At 68.6% G+C, this 1,441-nt stretch carries 1 protein-coding gene; it reads left to right on the top strand.

Annotation, left to right across the window (positions count from 1 at the left end; genetic code table 11):
- On the top strand, positions 1 to 1,441 hold a 1,441-nt coding region (locus tag WG902_RS22455), incomplete at both ends, for a cadherin-like domain-containing protein (RefSeq protein ID WP_340062449.1).

Below are 1,441 nucleotides of genomic sequence, written 5' to 3'. Positions count from 1 at the left end.
TCCGAACCCCAACTTCACGGGCACGGCCAGCTACGACTACACGGTCAGCGACGGCAACGGCGGCACCAGCACCGCCACCGTCACGGTCACCGTCACGCCCGTGAACGACGCCCCGACGGCCAACAACGACACCGCGAGTACGGCCGAAGACACTCCGGTCAGCATCCCGCTGGCCACCCTGGCCGGCAACGACACGGACCAGGACGGCGACACGCTCACGGTGACGGCAGTGGGCAATGCCGTTGGTGGCACCGTCACCATCGTCGGCGGCAACGCGGTCTTCACGCCCGATCCGAACTTCACGGGTGCCGCGACCTTCGAGTACACGATCAGCGATGGCAACGGCGGCACCGACACCGCCACGGTGACGGTGAACGTGACGCCGGCCAACGACGCACCGCTGGCCCAGGGCGACAGCGTCTCCACGGCCAAGGATGCGCCACTGGTGATCGCCATGGCGACGCTGCTCGCCAACGACAGCGACGTGGACGGCGACACGCTGAGCATCAGCGCGTTCACCCAGCCGGCCAATGGCAGCATCGTCGACAACGGCGACGGCACCTTCACCTACCAGCCGGCTGCGGGCTTCATCGGTCCGGACAGCTTCACCTACACGGTCAGCGACGGCAACGGCGGCACTTCGACGGCCACGGTGGCGCTGAACGTGACCTCGCCGGCGGCCATCGGCGACACGGTGAGCACCCCCGAGGACACCCCGATCACGATCCCGGGCGCCACGCTGCTGGCCAACGACGTCGATGCCGAGAACGACCCGATGGTCATCACCGGGGTGGGCAACCCCGTGGGTGGCACGGTGGCGCTGGTGGGCGGCGACGTGGTCTTCACGCCCGACCCGAACTTCACGGGCGCAGCCAGCTTCACGTACACCATCACGGACGGCACCAGCAGCGATTCGGCCACGGTGATCGTGAACGTGACGCCAGTGCAGGACGCGCCCACCGCCAACCCGAATGCGTTCAGCACGGCCGAGGACACGCCGGTGGTCATGACCGTGGCCAGCCTGCTGGCCAACGACACCGATCCTGACGCCGGCGACACCCTGAGCGTGACGGGCGTGGCCAACCCCGTGGGTGGAACGGTCAGCCTGGCGGGCGGCAACGTCACCTTCACGCCGAATCCGAACTTCACGGGCACGGCCAGCTACCAGTACACGATCAGCGACGGCAACGGCGGCACGAGCACCGCCACCGTCACGGTCAACGTGACGCCGGTGCAGGACGCACCGACGGCCAACAACGACACGGCGACCACGACCGAAGACACGCCGGTGTCGATTCCGCTGGCTACGCTGGCCGGCAACGACACCGATCCGGACGGCGACACGCTCACGGTCACGGCAGTGGGCAACCCGGTCGGTGGCACGGTCGTGATGGTCGGCGGCAACGCGGTCTTCACGCCCGACCCGAACTTCACCGGTGCC

Source organism: Ramlibacter sp. PS3R-8 (assembly GCF_037572435.1).
GTDB lineage: Bacteria > Pseudomonadota > Gammaproteobacteria > Burkholderiales > Burkholderiaceae_C > Ramlibacter.
Note: the sequence above shows the minus strand (reverse complement) of the source record. Positions and strands in the feature narration are given on the sequence as shown.